12 protein-coding genes and 1 riboswitch are annotated in these 16,401 nt (G+C 62.9%); of the genes, 4 read left to right on the top strand and 8 right to left on the bottom strand.

Annotated features, from left to right (window positions below; translation table 11 throughout):
* Positions 1-213 precede the first annotated feature (213 nt).
* Positions 214-2,352: a methylmalonyl-CoA mutase gene (gene scpA, locus FHT69_RS12070; RefSeq protein WP_063476074.1), complete on the top strand. Its 2,139-nt coding sequence runs from the start codon at positions 214-216 to the stop codon at positions 2,350-2,352.
* Between the two features lies 1 nt (position 2,353).
* On the opposite strand, the gene FHT69_RS12065 is transcribed toward scpA, so the two are convergent.
* Positions 2,354-3,514 (bottom strand): fumarylacetoacetate hydrolase family protein, encoded by a 1,161-nt coding sequence (locus FHT69_RS12065; protein WP_063476075.1) that lies wholly within the window; start codon positions 3,512-3,514, stop codon positions 2,354-2,356.
* A 366-nt stretch (positions 3,515-3,880) separates the two neighbouring features.
* Between FHT69_RS12065 and FHT69_RS12060 the strand changes: the two genes are divergently transcribed.
* From FHT69_RS12060 to FHT69_RS12050, 3 genes are read left to right on the top strand one after another with little or no spacing between them, the layout of a single operon-like run.
* The gene (locus FHT69_RS12060) at positions 3,881-4,891 is read left to right on the top strand and encodes a Gfo/Idh/MocA family protein (RefSeq protein ID WP_047614936.1); all 1,011 of its coding nucleotides are present in this window, start codon (positions 3,881-3,883) and stop codon (positions 4,889-4,891) included.
* Positions 4,892-4,901: 10 nt separating this feature from the next.
* Positions 4,902-5,999 (top strand): Gfo/Idh/MocA family protein, encoded by a 1,098-nt coding sequence (locus FHT69_RS12055; RefSeq protein WP_047614937.1) that lies wholly within the window; start codon positions 4,902-4,904, stop codon positions 5,997-5,999.
* A gap of 18 nt (positions 6,000-6,017) precedes the next feature.
* Positions 6,018-6,428, top strand: coding sequence for a VOC family protein (locus tag FHT69_RS12050; protein WP_183905403.1), 411 nt, complete (start codon positions 6,018-6,020; stop codon positions 6,426-6,428).
* A 97-nt stretch (positions 6,429-6,525) separates the two neighbouring features.
* Here FHT69_RS12050 and atzF read toward each other — a convergent pair whose 3' ends face one another.
* The 7 genes from atzF to FHT69_RS12015 all read right to left on the bottom strand — a co-directional run bounded on the left by atzF (position 6,526) and on the right by FHT69_RS12015 (position 16,135).
* Positions 6,526-8,325: an allophanate hydrolase gene (gene atzF / locus FHT69_RS12045; protein ID WP_063476076.1), complete on the bottom strand. Its 1,800-nt coding sequence runs from the start codon at positions 8,323-8,325 to the stop codon at positions 6,526-6,528.
* A gap of 1 nt (position 8,326) precedes the next feature.
* On the bottom strand, positions 8,327-11,866 hold the full coding sequence (uca, locus tag FHT69_RS12040; protein ID WP_063476077.1) for an urea carboxylase: 3,540 nt from the start codon (positions 11,864-11,866) through the stop codon (positions 8,327-8,329).
* Between the two features lie 3 nt (positions 11,867-11,869).
* On the bottom strand, positions 11,870-12,520 hold the full coding sequence (locus tag FHT69_RS12035; protein ID WP_063476078.1) for an urea amidolyase associated protein UAAP2: 651 nt from the start codon (positions 12,518-12,520) through the stop codon (positions 11,870-11,872).
* Between the two features lie 12 nt (positions 12,521-12,532).
* Positions 12,533-13,354 carry an urea amidolyase associated protein UAAP1 gene (locus FHT69_RS12030; RefSeq protein ID WP_063476079.1) on the bottom strand — a complete coding sequence of 274 codons (822 nt, stop codon included), beginning with the start codon at positions 13,352-13,354 and terminating at the stop codon, positions 12,533-12,535.
* Positions 13,351-14,181: an ABC transporter ATP-binding protein gene (locus FHT69_RS12025; protein WP_063476080.1), complete on the bottom strand. Its 831-nt coding sequence runs from the start codon at positions 14,179-14,181 to the stop codon at positions 13,351-13,353. The genes FHT69_RS12030 and FHT69_RS12025 overlap by 4 nt, the downstream gene beginning before the upstream one ends.
* Entirely contained in the window at positions 14,178-14,996 is an 819-nt protein-coding gene (locus tag FHT69_RS12020) for an ABC transporter permease (protein WP_063476081.1), read from the bottom strand. Before FHT69_RS12020 ends, FHT69_RS12025 begins: the two co-directional genes overlap by 4 nt.
* Before the next feature lie 65 nt (positions 14,997-15,061).
* On the bottom strand, positions 15,062-16,135 hold the full coding sequence (locus tag FHT69_RS12015) for a putative urea ABC transporter substrate-binding protein (protein ID WP_063476082.1): 1,074 nt from the start codon (positions 16,133-16,135) through the stop codon (positions 15,062-15,064).
* Positions 16,136-16,209: 74 nt separating this feature from the next.
* Positions 16,210-16,318, bottom strand: a riboswitch (guanidine-I (ykkC/yxkD leader).
* Positions 16,319-16,401: the final 83 nt, after the last annotated feature.

Here is a 16,401-nt window from a genome sequence, read left to right as displayed (position 1 = left end):
CAATAGAAATCAAGGATTTGCCGCATTAATTATCCTAGAGCATGATGCCGAAAAGTGTGCGCGGTTTTCGCACGACATCATGCTCTAACTATATAATGTAGAACAGGATTCAGATTTTAGGCCGGCTCGGCCCAAAATCATCCTGTTCGGGCTCTATCGCACGAAGAGCCTGTGAAATGGTAGGGTTGGGATGAAAAAAGCCGGAGGAAACGCATGACGAAGAAGACGCTGTCGGATTGGGCGGAGCTTGCGCAAAAGGATCTGCGTGCCTCACCTGAAGCGCTGACCTGGCAGACGCCGGAAGGCATCGCCGTCAAGCCGCTCTATACGTCCGAGGATCTGGATGGTGCCGAGCATCTCGGCTCGCTTCCCGGTTTTTCGCCTTTCACCCGCGGCCCACGCGCGACGATGTATGCCGGCCGGCCCTGGACGATCCGCCAATATGCCGGCTTCTCGACGGCAGAAGAATCGAACGCCTTCTATCGCCGCAATCTGGCAGCCGGCCAGAAGGGCCTGTCGGTCGCCTTCGATCTTGCCACCCATCGCGGTTACGACAGCGACCATCCCCGCGTCGAAGGCGATGTCGGCAAGGCAGGTGTGGCAATCGACAGCGTCGAGGACATGAAAATCCTGTTCGACGGCATTCCGCTCGGAGAAATGTCGGTGTCGATGACCATGAACGGCGCCGTCATTCCGATCCTCGCCTCCTTCATCGTGGCCGGCGAAGAGCAGGGCGTTCCGCAGGCCGAGCTCTCGGGGACCATTCAGAACGACATCCTCAAGGAGTTCATGGTCCGCAACACCTATATCTATCCGCCGGAACCTTCGATGCGGATCGTTGCCGACATCATCGAATATACCGCAAGGGAGATGCCGAAGTTCAATTCGATCTCGATCTCCGGCTATCACATGCAGGAGGCTGGCGCGACGCTGGTGCAGGAACTCGCCTTCACGCTTGCCGATGGCCGCGAATATGTCAGGGCGGCGATCGCCAAGGGCCTCAATGTCGATGATTTCGCCGGAAGGCTCTCCTTCTTCTTCGCGATCGGCATGAATTTCTTCATGGAAGCGGCCAAACTTCGCGCCGCCCGGCTGCTCTGGACCCGCATCATGGAAGAGTTCCAGCCGAAGAAAACTTCCTCGCTGATGCTGCGCACCCATTGCCAGACGTCGGGCGTCTCGCTGCAGGAACAGGACCCCTATAACAACATCATCCGCACCGCCTTCGAGGCGATGTCGGCCGTGCTCGGCGGCACGCAGTCGCTGCACACCAATTCCTTCGACGAGGCGATCGCGCTGCCGACGGAGTTTTCCGCCCGCATCGCCCGCAACACGCAGCTCATCCTCCAGCATGAGACCGGCGTCACCAAGGTGGTCGATCCGCTCGCCGGCTCCTATTACGTCGAAAGCCTGACGAAGGAGCTTGCCGACAAGGCCTGGGCGCTGATCGAGGAGGTGGAAGCGCTCGGCGGCATGACCAAGGCCGTCAATGACGGCCTGCCGAAACGGCTGATCGAGGAAGCGGCCGCGCGCCGCCAGGCGGCCGTCGACAAGGGCGACGAGGTCATCGTCGGCGTCAACCGCTACAGGCTCGACAACGAACAGCCGATCGACATTCTGGAGATCGACAACAGTGCGGTGCGGATCGCGCAGATCAAACGGATCGAGGAAACCAAACGGCGCCGCGATGGCGGGGCCGTCCGCGAGACGCTGGCCGCCCTGGCGCAGATCGCCCGGACCGGCAAGGGCAACCTGCTGGAAGCCGCCATCGAGGCGGCCCGGGCTCGTGCCACGGTCGGCGAGATATCGGATGCCATGCGCGATGCCTTCGGCGATCATGCCGCGATCCCTAATGTCATCAAAGGCGTCTACGGCGAGGCCTATAGCAACGAGCCGGAACTCGCCGTCTTGCGGACCCGCATGACTGAGGTGACGGAAGCGATGGGCCGCCGGCCGAAAATCATGGTCGCCAAGCTCGGCCAGGACGGGCACGATCGGGGCGCCAAGGTGATCGCCTCGGCCTTCGGTGACATCGGCTTCGATGTGCTCGCCGGTCCCCTGTTCCAGACCCCTGACGAAGCCGCCAGCGTCGCGCTCAGCGAAAAGGTCAATGTCGTCGGCGTCTCGTCATTGGCGGCCGGCCACAGGACCCTGCTGCCGCAGCTGATCGACAAGCTGAGGGAAAAGGGCGGTGGCGATATCATCGTCGTCTGCGGCGGTGTCATCCCACGGCAGGACTATGACTTCCTGCACGAACACGGCGTTGCAGCCGTGTTCGGGCCCGGCACGAACGTTCTCGAGGCGGCAAACTCCGTTCTCGACCTGTTAGAGGGCAAGCGGCGAAACCAGTAGCTTACAGCAATCCACGCTTTGCGAGGTTACTCATCAGCGCCGAAATGCCGAAGGTCCAGGGCGGGCATTCGGTGGAGAGCCGAACGGTGTTGACGAGCGCGCCGAGCCCTGCCGAGGAAATCTCGACGACATCGCCGATCTTGTGGGTGAAGCCCTGCTTCGGCGCGTCGCGATCCTGCGTCGGTGCAAACAACGTGCCAAGAAAGAGCATAAAGCCGTCGGGATATTGGTGATGCGCGCCGACCGTCTGTTTGACGAGATCGGTCGGATCGCGGCTGATCTGCGACATCGAACTCTTGCCGCGCAGCACGAAGCCGTCCCGGCCGGTGACCTTCAGATCGAGTTCGGCCTTGCGGACATCATCCAGGCTGTAGCCGGCATCGAACAGGCGGATGAAAGGACCGATCGAGCAGGAGGCATTGTTGTCCTTGGCTTTACCGAGCAACAGTGCCGAGCGGCCCTCGACGTCGCGCAGATTGACGTCGTTGCCGAGCGTCGCCCCCTTGATTTCGCCGCGGCTATTGACCGCGAGCACGATTTCCGGCTCCGGATTGTTCCAGGTCGAGATCGGATGCAGGCCGACATCCGCACCCCAGCCGACCGAGGAAAGCACCGGGGCCTTGGTGAAGACTTCGGCATCCGGCCCGATGCCGACTTCGAGATATTGCGACCACATGCCCTCGTCGATCAGCGCCTGCTTGACCGTGGCAGCCTCCGGCGAACCCGCCTTCAGATTGGTGAGGCTGCCGCCGATCAGCGTGCTGACACGTTCACGGATGGAGGCGGCACGTTCCGGATTGCCGGCAGCCTTCTCCTCGATGACGCGCTCGATCATCGACTGGGCGAAGGTGACGCCGCAGGCCTTGACGGCCTGCAGGTCGACGGGCGCCAGGAGATAGGGACGCGCTTCGTCCGGCTTGCCGGTGCTGTTGGCAACGATCTGCTCCACTGAACCGACCGCCTTGCCACTTGCGGCGCGGACGAAGCCGGCGGCGTCCTGCCGCTCGAAGAGAGCGCTCAGCGTCGGCGCCTCGCGCGAGGTGATGTCGACCAGCACGCCCTCGCGTGATGTCACAATGCTCGGTCCGGCAACCTCGGGATTCCAGACGCGGCCGACGAAAAGACCATCCGAAGCGGCGACATCGAGAAGAGCTTGAGACATGGTGATCTTCCGTCAAGGTGAGCGAGAAGCGCTCTTTTGAGAATTGCGGGGTGTTGCCGCCCTCCGACCCGGCGACTGCGGAAATCGATCACATTCATGAAGGCGGGGCAAGATGCACTGGGGAAAAAGACTTTTGCCCGCTCGGCTCAAGCCGCAATATTTCTCGTAAATCCAATCGCAAAAGCCCGCAAAATAACTATTTAGATACAAAATACATTTGTTATTTCAAATAGTTAAATGCATGATGCGGCGATTTTTCCCCTCATCTCGCCTTGACAGGAGCCGGCTTTCGTTATCTGTTTTGCCCGACATGGAGGCTGCTGGCGTCAGCCGGCGCTAAGAAAATCCCGGGAGGATATTACAGCGATGTTGAGATTTGCCGTCGTCGGAATCGACCATGGGCATACGTTCGATCACGTGAAGGGATTGCTTGCCTCTGGCGGCGAGTTCGTCGGCTATTGCCCGCAGACTTCGGTGCCGGCATTGCGCGAGGCCTTCGAGAAGACCTATCCCGATGCGCCGCAGATCGACCGGGAAAAGCTGTTCGACGATCCGTCGATCGATGTCATCTGCATTTCAGCGATCCCGCGCGATCGTGCCGGGCTTGCCATCCGCGCGATGAGATCGGGCAAGGACGTGATGACCGACAAGCCTGGTGTGACGACCTTCGCCCAGCTTGAGGACGTCAAGCGCACCGTCGCCGAGACCGGCAAGATCTTCTCGATCTGCTTTTCCGAGCGCCACTGCGTGCGCTCCGCCGTCAAGGCTGGCAAGCTCGTCGCCGACGGTGCGATCGGCAAGGTCATCCAGACGCTCGGTGTCGGTCCCCACCGGCTGCAACTGCCGACGCGGCCCGACTGGTTCTTCGATCCGGAAGCCTTCGGCGGCATCATCGTCGATATCGCTTCTCACCAGGTCGACCAGTTCCTGTTCTATACCGGCTCTACCACGGGCGAGGTCATCGCCAGCTCGATCGGCAATTTCGGCATGCCCGACAAGCCGGCCTTCGAGGATTTCGGCGAGGTGCTTCTGCGTTCCGACAAGGCGGCGGGTTATGTCCGCGTCGACTGGTTCACGCCGGAGGCGCTGCCGACCTGGGGTGACGGGCGCCTGACCATTCTCGGCACTGAAGGCTATATCGAGCTGCGCAAATATATCGACATTGCCGGCCGGCCGGGCAAGGATCATCTCTTCCTGGTCAACGGCAGGGAAATGACCCATATCGATTGCAGCGGCGAAAAGCTCGATTATTTCGACGCTTTCACCGCCGACGTCGGCAACCGCACGCAGACGGCGATGACGCAGGATCACGTTTTTGAAGTTTGCCGTCTTTCGCTCGAAGCCCAGACGAAAGCCGCGCGGATCGGCGCTCGCTGAGGAGGATATCATGACCAGGAAATTGCGCGTCGGTGTCATCGGCGCAGGCATCGCTGCGCGGCATCTGGCCGGCTTCGGCTGGAACAAGGAGCTTTTCGAGGTTCCCGTGCTCTGCTCGCTCGACGAGGAGCGCGGCAAGGCGTTGTGCGAGGAGTACGGCATTGCCGAATACACCCAGGATGCCGATTCGCTGTTTGCCCGTGACGATCTCGACATCATCGACATTTCGACGCCGCCGAGCTCGCATTTCGAACTCTGCCGCAAGGGCATCGAATCCGGCAAGCACGTGATCTGCGAGAAGCCGCTTTTCGGCTCGATTGCCGAGGTCGACGAGATGGGCCGCATCCTTGCTCGGTTCCCCGGCAGGAAGCTGATGCCGATCTTCCAGTACCGCTACGGCTCCGGCCTGCAGAAGCTGAAGCTACTGATCGAGCGCGGTCTTGCCGGCAAACCGTTCCTGACGACGATCGAAACCCATTGGTGGCGCGGCCCGGATTATTATGCCGTGCCATGGCGCGGCAAATGGGCAAGCGAACTCGGTGGCGGTCTTCTTGGTCACGCCATCCACGCGCATGACATGCTGAATTATGTCCATGGCCCCTGCGCCGAAGTGTTTTCCTATGGCGCGACACTGGTCAATCCGATCGAGGTCGAGGACACGGCAGCCCTTTCGGTGAAGATGCAGAACGGCTCGCTGGCGACGCTGTCGATGACGCTGGGTTCGCGCAAGGAGATCTCGCGGCTGCGCTTCTGCTTCAACGACCTCGTCGCCGAAAGCATCATCGAACCCTATACGATGGGCCGTGATCCGTGGACGTTCGTCGCCGGAACGGAGGAGCATCAGGCGCGGATCGACGCGGCGCTCGCTGGCTATGTGCCAGGCGAAGATGGCTACACCCGTCAGTTCGAGCTCTTTCATAAGGCGATCGTTGAGGACAAGGAGCCGCCGGTGACGCTGCAGGATGCCCGCAATTCGCTGGAGCTGGTGACAGCCGCCTATTTCTCGCAGCGCACCGGCCGGCCGACGCCGATGCCGATCGCCGCCGATCATCCGCTCTATCGCTCCTGGCTTCCGGCGGGGGAGTGGCGCAGCGCCGCTACGGTCTGAATCGGGAAGGGCTCTCTCATGCTGAAATCCTTCGAGCATGTCGGCATGACGGTCGGCGATATGGACCGCGCTATCGATTTTTACTGCGGCCTGCTTGGCCTCAGCCTCGTGCTGCGCAAGACGATGGCGAATGGCATGGAGGTGGCGTTCCTCGATGCAGGCGGCGGCATGCTGGAGATCTTCGCGCCGCCCGGCGGCGCTTCGCGGGCGGTCGACGTGCCTGAAGATACGGCCGGCGTCCGGCACCTCACCTTCCATTTCGACAATGTCGAGGAGACCTTCGCCCGCCTTGAACAGGCGGGCGTCGAGATCAAGGAGCGGCCGCGCTTCGCCGTCCACTCCGAGATGCTGAACAAGATTGCCTTCGTTCGCGACCCCGACGGCATCATCGTCGAGCTTGCCGAACGCTCCCAGAGCCGCCAGGGTTGACGCAGGTGCTGCCGATCGCTTCGCTGCGGGCGGCCAGACCGTCCCGCAGCAGATCGATCAGGCGCCGGATGAGCTTTGCCGCCATGAAAGGCTCCCCTCAGCTCGCCAATTTGGCGCGGATATAGTTGCGCCAGCCGCCAAGCGCGGTGATTTCCTCGGCACCCTTCACCGCATGCGCTTCGCAGACGAAGCCGGAGACGCTGGAGCCATCTTCGAGCACCAGCTTGCCGATGCCGAGGGGTGCCGGAATCTTCTGGACGAACCTGCCGAAAGCATCGGCCGGCAGTGCCCAGACCTCGACCTCCAGCCCCTGACCCTTATGGCCGGGTTCGCGCAGCAGCCCCGGCTTCGGCGGCGTGGTATTGGGCAGAACGAAGAGGCGATAGTCGCCTGATGTGCGGCAGGTCTTGACCAGACGCCCGCCGGCCAGTTCGTGATTGAGCGGCATGCCGGTCAGATGCGCCCCAACGACCGCGATTTCGATGAAACCGTCATCGCCAGGCGCAACACGACTGGCTTCGGGGATCGCCGCCTGCTGGTCGATGCCCATGCCGGAACCTGCGGCACGGTGCAGCGCATCGGCAAGCGGCGCCAGCGCATCGTCGGTGAAGGCAGGGGCGATCACCGTCACCCCACCTGGCAGGCCACCCTTTCCGAAACCGGCCGGAACGGCGATCGCAGAGCAATCGAGCAGGTTGACGAAATTGGTGTAGCGGCCGAGGCGACCGTTGAGCACGACGGGATTGGCCTGCATGTCGGCAACCGTATAGGTGGTCGGAGCGGTCGGCAGCAGAAGCACATCCGCCTTTTCCCATTCGGCTTCGGTCCTGCGGCGCAATTCTTCCAGCCGGTAGCGGCCGTTGAAGGCCTCGACCGCGGTCTTGCCCTTGGCGCCTTCGATAATCCCGCGCACCGTCGGGTCGAAATCGGCCGCGTTCGTGGCGAGGAAGGTCTCGACCGCCGCCAGACGTTCGGCGACCCACGGCCCGTCATAGAGAAGGGCGGCGGCCTCGCGGAATGGTGCGTAATCGAACGGCACGATGGTCGCGCCGAGCGCTCTGGCCCGCTCGATCGCCTGATCGTAGAGCGCCTCCACCTCCTTGTCGCCGAAGAATTCCCGCTCGGCGCCAGCAAGGACGCCGATGCGCAACCCCGATACCGGCAGGTTCGCCGGCTTGGCGTGGCGGGAAAAAGCATCGGCGGCATCGAAGCCTTCGGCGACCTTGCGGATCGCAACACCGTCGCCGACGGTCGCGGCAAAGATCGTGATGCAGTCGACGCTCTTGCAGGCCGGTATGGCGCCGGTATTCGGCAAGAGACCCGGGGTCGGCTTGATGCCGACCAGATTGTTGAAGGCAGCCGGCACACGGCCGGAGCCGGCCGTATCGGTGCCGAGCGCAAAGGCCGCGAGGCCGGAGGCCACGGTGACCGCCGATCCGGAACTCGAACCGCCTGAGATATAGGCCGCATCGAAGACCGAACGCGGCGCGCCATAGGGCGAGCGCGTGCCGTTGAGGCCGGTCGCGAACTGGTCGAGATTGGTCTTGCCGATGACGAGCGCGCCGGCGGCCTTCAACCGTGCAACGACGGTGGAGTCCGCCTCCGGCCGATACGCATAGGCCGGGCAGGCAGCAGTCGTCGGCAGGCCGGCGGCATCGATATTGTCTTTCACCGCGAAGGGCACGCCCCAGAGCGGCAGGCTGTTTGCCTCGGGCGCACGTGCCATCAAGGCTTTGGCGGCGGCGCGCAGCTCTTCGTCGGGCACCGGGGTGATGAAGATTGCCGGATCTTTCGAGGCGGCACGCCGCGCAATCACCTCTTCGATGGCGTCGAGCGGCGTCAGGCCGGATTGATAGGCGGCGCGAAGGCTTGAGAGATCGAGAATGGTCGGCAGCATGTCAGCATTCCTCCAGAACGACGATGATATCGCCCGCTTTGACGTTTCTTCCCGGCCCGGCGCGCAGGTCGCGGACGCGGCCTGCCGCATGGGCGGTGACGTTGATTTCCATTTTCATCGATTCGATGATGGCGAGTGTATCGCCGGCCGCAACCGGGGCGCCCGGCTCGACCAGCAATTTCCAGATATTGCCGGGCACGGCGCTGGCAACTCCGAAGCAGCCGTCGGGAATATCCCCATCTGGGCTTTCGCCTGTGCCTTCATCGGTGACGAAGCTGTCGAGACCGGCGTCCTTCCAGCGCTGGCGTTCGGCCTCGAAGGCGGCCTGCTGCGTTGCCTTGAAGCGGCCGATCGACGCCGCATTCGCCTGCAATTCCTTCTCATAGGCGGCATAGGAGAATTCCGTCTCCTCGATCCGGATCGGATAACCGCCATGCGGGAAGGCGGCGCGCGCCTCCGTCAGCTCCTGATTGCTCACGGGGAAGAAACGGATCTGGTCGAAGAAATTCAGCAACCAAGGTTTGCCCCTGGCAAAAGCCGGTGTCTCCCGCCACGTGTTCCAGACCTGGATGGTGCGGCCAAAGAGCTGGTAGCCGCCCGGTCCTTCCATGCCGTAGATGCACATATAGGCGCCGCCGATGCCGACGGCATTTTCCGGCGTCCAGGTGCGGGCGGGATTATATTTCGTCGTCACGAGGCGGTGGCGCGGATCCGTCGGGGTCGCAACCGGCGCGCCGAGATAGACGTCGCCGAGACCCAGCACCAAGTAGCTGGCATCAAAGACGATATCGCGAACGGCCTGTTCATCGGCAAGGCCATTGATGCGGCGGATGAACTCGATATTCGAGGGGCACCAGGGCGCATTCGGGCGCACGAGCTCCTGATATTTGCTCATGGCAAGCTTCGCATCCGGATCGTTCCAGGAAAGCGGCAGATGCACGATGCGGCTCGGCACCGTGACCTCCTGGGCCGCCGGAAGCGTCGCCTCGATCTCGGAGAGCAGCCCGAGCAGGCGCCGGCGCGTCAACTGCGTGCCGTCATAATGGATCTGCAGCGACCGGATACCGGGGGTGAGGTCGATGACGCCGGGGAGGCGGGCCTCCACGACCGCCTGCATCAATAGGTGCACCCGCAGCCGCAGCGCGATATCGAGCGTCATTGGCCCGTATTCGACGAGCAGATTGTCGTCGCCCTGACGGCGATAGACGACCGAAACCGGGCCATCCTCGCTGGCGCCGACGATCGGCCAACCCATCTCTTCCGCGACCCGCCGCACCGCTGGACCGGCGATCGGATCTTCCGGCCGCGCTGCGGCATGAAAACGGATACGGTCGCCGGGCTTGAACTGGCCCATCTTCCACTGCTCGTCGCGGGCAATCACCGCCGGGCAAACGAAGCCGCCAAGGCTTGGACCATCAGGGCCAAGAATGATCGGCATGTCGCCGGTGAAATCGATCGCCCCGATCGCATAGGCATTGTCGTGCAGGTTGGAGGGATGCAGACCCGCTTCGCCGCCATCACGGCGCGCCCAAAGCGGGGCCGGGCCGATGAGGCGCACACCGGTGCGGGCGCTGTTGAAATGCACTTCATAGGCCGTCGAGAACAGCGTCTCGATATCGCTGTTCTCGAAGAAATCGGGCGCACCATGCGGGCCATAGACGACGCCGACATCCCATTCGCGCGTCAAGGCGGCGGGCTCCGTCGCAGGGCTTACCGGTTCGACCGGTGCCTGGCGCGCAAAATGCAGCACATGCCCTGTCTTCAGCGTACCAGTGGCGTTGCCGCCGAACTGGCCGAGGCCGAAGGTCGCGCGGGAGCCGAGCACAACGGGAGCGGCAAAACCACCGGCGACGGCGAGATAGGCGCGTTGTCCCGGTCCTTCGATAGAGCCGATCGACAGAACCTCACCCGCCCGAATTGTCACCGGGGCGTCATGTGGCAATTTTACGCCGTCGCATGTCATTGGCATCCGCGCGCCGGCAAGGGCGATCGTCTGGTCGGCATAAAACCGCAGTGTCGGGCCGGACACCGTCAACTCCAGCGAAGCCGTCACATCGGCATTGCCGACGAGGCGGTTGGCATGGCGGAAGGAGCGCTCGTCCATCGGTCCGCTCGGCGGCACGCCGACATGCCAGAGGCCGAGCCGGCCCGGCAGTTCCTGGATGCTCGACTGTGCGCCGGGCGCGAGTACCTCGACGACATCGGGAACGAAAGCGAAGTCGCGTAGCGCCGTCGTCGCCACCTTGGCGTCGGCAAGCAGTTCGGAAGCGGCGATCGCCCTGAGATAGGCGAGATTGGTCTCGATGCCGGATATCGATGTTGCGGCGAGGGCTGCCTTCAGCTTCGCGATCGCCGCCGGCCGGTCTTCCGCCGCCACGATCAGCTTGGCGAGCATCGGGTCATAGAAGGGCGTGACCTCGGTTCCCGTCTCGATCCAGCCGTCGACGCGGGCATTGTTGGGGAAAACGACTTCGGTCAGCAGGCCGGCGCTCGGGCGGAAATCGGCATGCGGCATCTCCGCATAGATCCGCATCTCGATCGCCGCACCCTTCGGCGTCAGGGCCCGAGCAGCCGAGAGCACATCCTCGCCCGCCGCCTGACGGATCATCCATTCGACGAGGTCGATGCCGAAGACGGCTTCGGTGACGGGATGCTCGACCTGCAGGCGGGTATTGACCTCGAGGAAATAGAATTCCTCGCGCTGGGGATCGTAGATGAATTCGACAGTGCCGGCCGATTCGTAGGACACCGAGCGTCCCAAGTCGACCGCGGCCTCGTGCAGGCGCGCCCTTGTCTCCGCGGAAAGGCCCGGCGCAGGCGTCTCCTCGACGACCTTCTGGTTCCGCCGCTGCAGCGAGCAGTCGCGTTCGCCGAGCGCAATCACTCCGCCCTTGCCGTCGCCGAAGATCTGCACCTCGACATGGCGCGCTTCGGCAACGAAACGCTCGATATAGACCCGCGCGTCGCCGAAGCTGGCGCGCGCGGTCCGCTGCACGCTTTCGAAAGAGGTCTTGAGGGCCGCCGCATCGGTGCAGAGCTGCATGCCGATACCGCCGCCGCCCGCCGTGCTTTTCAGCATGACGGGATAACCGACGGTCTCGGCAGACGAAAGCGCCTCTTCGACGCTCTGCAAGAGATCGGTGCCGGGCAGCAGCGGCACGCCGCTCGCTTTCGCCAATTCGCGCGCCGTGTGCTTCAGGCCGAAGGCCGACAAATGCTCCGGCCGCGGGCCGATGAAGGCGATGCCTTCGGCGGCGAGCCGCTCGGCAAAGCCGATATTCTCCGACAGGAACCCATAGCCCGGATGCACGGCCTCAGCGCCCGTCGCCTTGCAGGCGGCGATGACGGCATCGACGTTCAGATAGCTTTCCCCGGCAGGCGCCGGGCCGAGGCGGACGGCCTCGTCGGCGGTCAGCGCCGGCTTTGAGAACCGGTCGGCATCGGAATAGACGGCGACCGAAGCGATGCCCATCTGCTTCAATGTGCGAATGACGCGGACGGCGATTTCGCCGCGATTGGCGATAAGGACCTTGGTGAACATCGGTCAGTCCTCGCCGTCCCAGATCAGCACCCGGATCGGCGTCGGATCGAAGCCGTTGCAGGGATTGTTGATCTGCGGGCAATTGGAGATGACGCAGAGCACGTCCATCTCGGCCACCAGTTCGACATAGTCACCTGGTGCCGAGATGCCGTCGACGATGGTCATCTCGCCGTTCGGCTTGATCGGCACGTTCATGAAGAAATTGATGTTCGGCACGATGTCGCGCTTGCTCATGCCGTGTTTGGTCACCTCGAGCACGAAATTGTCGCGGCAGGCATGCAGGTATTTCGTGCCGTGGCCGAAGCGCACGGTGTTGCTCTCGCAGGAGCAGGCGCCGGCTGATGTGTCATGGCGGCCGCAGCTGTCGGCGGTCATGACCAGCATGACGTTGCCTTCGTTCGAGATGATCTTCGTGCCGGTGCCGATATAGGCGCCACCCTGCGCCCGCATCGTATCCTGGTTGGAATAACGCTCGGCAAAATCATCGGCGCGATAAAACAGCGTGTCGATCGCCTGCTGGCCGTAGCTGTCCTCGATGCGGATGGTCTGGCCCTTGCGGATGATACCGGACCATGGCGCCTCGGCCGGAATGAAATGATCCTGCACGGCGTTTTCGAGGCTGCGCGAAGCTGAAGTCTTGATGAAATCGGTCATTACAATCCTCCCTCAGGCCAGCATCGCGGCATTGTTCTCAAAGCCGCGAAGGGCTTCAGCGGTCGCGGTGCGCGAGAGATCGTCGGCTGCGGGCGAAGGCGCGCGATAGCGCGTGACGATCACCGGCTTCGGCGCGTAGACCGGGTCGGGATCGAGCGGATGCGGGCAATTCGAGAAGCCGACGATCATGTCCATTTCGGCGCGCAGCTCGGCATAATCGCCGCTGTTGGAGAGCTTGCCGCGCCAGTGGAAGCCGCCGGCGTCGTCGACGCGGACAGGCGCAAAGAGATTGAGAATCCCCGGGATGTCACGCCTGGCAAGACCAAGCTTGCCGGCGACGAGCACGAGATTGTCGCGGGTGTTGCGGGTCCTGACGTGAGGATATTTTGTGGCATTCGAAGCTGCCGTCGATCCGCCCATCAGGCAGTCATGGGCGCCCGAACTGTCCTCGATCAGCGAAAACATCACTCGGCCCATATCCGAGAAGATGACGCGGCCCTTGCCGAGGGCGGTCGTCCACTGCACCTTGACCGTATCGACGAGATTGAGCCGTTCGCTGGTGTCAGCGGCGTTCCAGGCGACGAGCGCCACGGTCGATGCGCCTTCGCCCTGGTCGATGCGGAGCGCTTCGCCGCGCTTGACCGCAGTCGACCAATACCAGCCGCCGGGGATGGTTTCCTGATGGATGATCGCAGCCGCATCGATTGCGGGGGCGGGCAGGGGGCTCGGCGCCGGCAGGGCCTTCGGCGCAAATTCCAGCCCCTTCTTCTGATGTTCTTCGTAACGCTGCCGGTTGGCGGCGATCTCTTCGGGCGAACGTCTGACATGCATCATGGTTTTTCTCCTGACGGACTGGAAGCCGGGTCGTCCCGGCGAGGGCCCAGAGAAATGACCGGGCCGTCCCGGTCGGGGCTGAAGACGGAGGGCGCGCCGGCAAGCCTGGGCGGCCAGATCGAAATGTCCTTGGTGATCGTCGCGCCGTAGCGCTCTTTTTCCTCCGGGCGGTCACGCCGACGCTCGAAGGCGACGACGCGCGTCGCCAGCGTGAAGGCCTCGCGCATGTCGTGCGTTACCATGACGACGGTCATCTGCGTTTCGTGCCAGAGCCGCTTCATCAAGGTGTGGATCTCGGCGCGGATGCCGGGGTCGAGCGCGCCGAAGGGCTCATCGAGCAGCAACACCTTCGGTTTCATGATCAGCGCCTGCGCCAGCGCCAGGCGCTGCTGCATGCCGCCTGACAGTTGCGCCGGATATTTGTCCTCGGCGCCGGAAAGGCCGACTTCACCGATCAGCCGCCGGGCTTCGTCAATGGCGTTGCGACGGGCAGCGCCGAAAAGCTTGGCTTTATAGCGAGACCCCGAGAGTTCCCGCCCCAGCAGCACATTGCCGAGCACAGTCAGATGCGGGAAAACCGAATAGCGCTGGAAGACGACGCCCCGATCCGGACCTGGCTCCTGCGGCAGAGCTTCGCCGTCCAGCAGGATCGTGCCGCGCGTTGGCCGTTCCTGGCCGAGCAGCATGCGCAGGAACGTCGACTTGCCGCAGCCGGAGGGACCGACGAGGGCGACGAAGGCGCGCGAGGCGACAGTCAGCGACACATCTTCCAGGACGATCTGGTCGCCGTATTCCTTCCAGACCTTTTCGATCACCAACTCGCTCATGCCTGCTTCTCCAGTTCCGACCAGGGGAAGATGGCAATGCGGATGCGATCGAGAATGTAATTCATGACCACGGCGAGCAGCGTGATCCAGACGACATAGGGAAAGATGACGTCCATCGAGAGGTAGCGGCGCACGAGGAAGATGCGGTAACCGAGGCCGGAATCCGACGAGATCGCCTCGGCCGCAATCAGGAACAGCCAGGCGGGGCCGAGCTGAAGCCGGAGGCAGGTGATCAGCCGGGGCAGGATCTGCGGCAGCACGACACGGAGGCCGATCTGCCAGGAGGAGCCGCCGAGCGTTTCAGCTTTGACGATCTGCTCACGCGGCAGCTCCAGCGCCTTCAGCGCAAGGTCGCGGATCATCGTCGGCGCAACGCCGATGACAATGAGCGCGATCTTCGAGGCTTCGCCGAGCCCCATGGCAATGAACAGGATCGGCAGCAGCGCCAGCGGCGGCACCATCGAGATGACGGCGACGAAGGGGGAGAGCAGCGCCCGGAGATATGGCAGCATGCCGATCAGCATGCCGATGACGAGCGCGGTGATCGTGGAGATGCCGAGGCCTGCAAGCAGGCGGATCAGGCTCGCCCCCGTATCGGACCAGAGCAGATATTCGCCGGTGCGCGGATCGGCGACGAAGGCCAGGCGATCGATCGCATCGGCAAACCCGGCAAGACCGGGCAACAGCTTGTCATTGGCGTTTTCCGCCAGCCGTGCCGCCGAGCCCATCGTGTAGGCAACGATCAGCAGCACGAAGGGCAGCAGCGTCAAGGCAAGCTGCGCGCCCCGGCTCGGCCTCGTGTTGATCCAGCGCATGAGGAAAGCTCCGCTGATGAAGATTGGGCGGCGCGGTCAAGACCGCACCGCTGCTTGGACATCGCTCAGAGCGAACCGTCGGCGGCCGCCTTCATGTAAGTCTCGGTGAAGCGCAACTTGACGTTGCCACTGTCGCCGAGGATCTTGCCATCCGGCATTTCGATGCCGATGACGTCTGCCGATGGCGCGCCATTGCCGAGCAAGCCTTTTTCGAACAGGAAGTTGCGGACAAGATCCATTGTCTTCGGCAGGCTGCCTGAGGCAGTGAAGGCAACGGCATCGGCCGGCTTGGCAAACAGCTTGGTGGCGGCAAGCTGGGATTCGAAACCCTTGAGATCGGTGCCCGATGCCTGGCCCATCGCTTCGCGCGCAGCCTTGCCGTCGGCACTGTCGGCAGTCAGCAGTGCAGCGGTTTCATACCAGATGCCGGCGAGTGCCTTGCCGAAATTCGGATTGTCCTTCAGCACGCCTGAATTGGCGACCATCAGGTCGATGATCTCGCCCGGCACCTGCGAGCTGTCGAACACCTTCTTGGCGGTGGGATCCTCGAGGATGGTCGAGACCAGCGGGTTCCAGGTGACAACTGCGGTCACGTCAGCCGTCTTATAGGCGGCGACCATGTCGGCATCGGAGGTGTTGACCACCTTGACGTCGCGCTCGGTCAGCTTGATGCTTTCGAGCGCGCGGGCCAGCAGATAGTGCGAAACGGAAAATTCGACGAGATTGACGTTCTGTCCCTTGATGTCGGCAAGGCTCGCCTTGTCTTTGAGGATGACGGCATCATTGCCGTTCGAGAAATCGCCGACGATGACCGCTGTCGTATCAACGCCGCCGGCGGCCGGGATCGACAGGCCGTCCATATTGGTCAACGTCACGGCGTCGAAGGCGCCTGCGGTATATTGGTTCATCGATTCGACATAGTCGTTGAACTGGGTGACCTCGATCTTGATGCCGTATTTGTCGGCCCATTTTTTGACGATGCCGTGATCAGCAGCATAACCCCAGGGCATCCAGCCGACGTAGATCGACCAGGCGACCTTGAAATCGGTCTTCTGTTCGGCTTTGGCGATGGAGCCGAGCCCGAGCGCCAGGGACGCCGTCAGGGCGCTGATCGATAGGATCTTCGAAAAAGTCTGCATTGAAATTCCCCTTTTGCTTTTCTTCAAAAGGGATCGGCAATGACCATCGTGCCGCCAATCCCTTGGCTTACGAGGTCTCCCGGGCTTTTGTCCCGCCGTGCACCCGGCGGGATGTCTCCCCTGCCGGTGGTAGCTCTCGGACCAGCCACGCCTTGCGACGCCGGAACCCTAGCCACCAACTCTGCAACTATCGAAGCAAAGTGCGTGCCAAATTATAAACCGTTGATTTTATTGAGAGGTCGATGGCACCAATTCCCCAGCAAATG

The organism is Rhizobium sp. BK008, from assembly GCF_014197345.1.
GTDB classification, from domain to species: domain Bacteria; phylum Pseudomonadota; class Alphaproteobacteria; order Rhizobiales; family Rhizobiaceae; genus Rhizobium; species Rhizobium anhuiense.
Note: the sequence above shows the minus strand (reverse complement) of the source record. Positions and strands in the feature narration are given on the sequence as shown.